Here is a 1,661-nt window from a genome sequence, read left to right on the forward strand (position 1 = left end):
TCCGGCGCCGGCAACGCATCGCGATCGAGCTTGCCGTTGGCGGTCAGCGGCAGGTGGTCGAGCACCACGAACGCCGCCGGGACCAGGTGCTCGGCCACCTGCGCGGCCAGCGCGCTGCGCAAGTGCGCCAGCTCCAGCGTCGCCGGCGCCTGGGCCACCACGTAGGCGACCAGCCGCTTGTCGCCCTCGCTCGCCTCGCGCGCCACCACCGCTGCGTCCGCCACCCCCGCCAGCCCGCGCAATTGCGCCTCGATCTCGCCCAGCTCGATCCGGAACCCGCGGATCTTCACCTGGTCGTCGTTGCGCCCCAGGTACTCCAGCGTGCCGTCGGCCCGCCAACGCCCCAGGTCCCCCGTGCGATACAACCGCGGCATCGCCGCATCGGCGAACGGATTGGCAATGAAGCGCTCGGCCGTCAACTGCGCACGCCCCAGGTAGCCCCGCGCCACCCCCGCCCCGCCAACATGCAACTCGCCCACCACCCCCACCGGCACCGGCTCCCCGCGCCCGTCCAGCACATGGATCCCCAGGTCCGGCAACGCCCGACCCACCACGCTGGCCGCCTCCCCGGCGATCTCCGCCCCCGTCAGCACCCGATGCGTCACATGCACCGTGGTCTCGGTAATGCCATACATGTTCACCAGCACCGGCGCCTGGTCCCCATGGCGCGCCACCCAGGGCTGCAGGGCGCGTAGCGACAGCGCCTCGCCCCCGAACACCACCCACTTCAACCGGTGCGACGGCAGCGCCTGGGCCTCAAGCCCGGCCTGCGCCGCAATCAGCGCGTAGAACGCCGTCGGGGTCTGGTTCAGCACCGTGACTCCGCGCTCGCACAGCAACCGATAGAACGCCATCGGCGAGCGCGTGGTCAGTTGCGGCACCACCACCAGCCGCCCGCCGTGCAACAACGCGCCCCACAACTCCCACACCGAGAAGTCGAACGCGAAGGAGTGGAACAACGTCCAGGTCTCCTGCGGCCCGAACCCGAACTGCGCCTGGGTCGCCGCGAACAGCCGCGCCACCTGGGCATGCTCGACCATCACCCCCTTCGGCTGGCCGGTCGAACCGGAGGTGTGGATCACATAGGCCAGGTGGCCGGGCGCCAGGCCAGGCACCTGCGGCGCGTGCGTCGGCTGCCCGGCACAGCCCTGCGCCTCCAGCTCCAGCACCGGCACCGCACTGTCCGGCAGCGCCGACCGGCACCCCGGCTGCACCAGCACCAGCACCGGCGCGGCATCCTCCAGCAGGTAAGCCAGCCGTTGCCGCGGGTAGGCCGGATCCAGCGGCACGTAGGCCCCGCCGGCTTTCAGGATCGCCAGCACGCCGACCACCAGCTCCAGCCCCCGCTCCACGCACAGTCCGACCAGCCGGTCGGGGCCCACGCCCGCCGCACGCAGCCGGTGCGCCCACTGGTTGGCACGCGCATCCAGTTGCGCATAGCTCAACGCCTGGTCCTCGTACTCCACCGCGATCGCCTCGGGCGTGCGCGCCGCCTGGGCCTCGAACCGGCGATGCAGCAGCCCAGCCTCCCCCTCCATCGGGAACCGCTCGCGCGGCGCGGCAAAGTCCAGCAACTGCTGTCGCTGCGCCGCATCCAGCCACGGCAACGCCGACACAACCTGCTGCCCATCTCCAACCAGCCCCTGCAGCAGCACCTGCAG

General features: G+C 72.0%; 1 protein-coding gene. It reads right to left on the minus strand.

All coding sequences use genetic code 11. From position 1 onward, the window contains the following. Positions 1-1,661: amino acid adenylation domain-containing protein (locus tag G7B67_RS13025; protein ID WP_166213114.1), on the minus strand; the 1,661-nt coding region annotated here is incomplete at both ends.

Source organism: Cognatiluteimonas telluris (genome assembly GCF_011320095.1).
GTDB classification, from domain to species: domain Bacteria; phylum Pseudomonadota; class Gammaproteobacteria; order Xanthomonadales; family Xanthomonadaceae; genus Cognatiluteimonas; species Cognatiluteimonas telluris.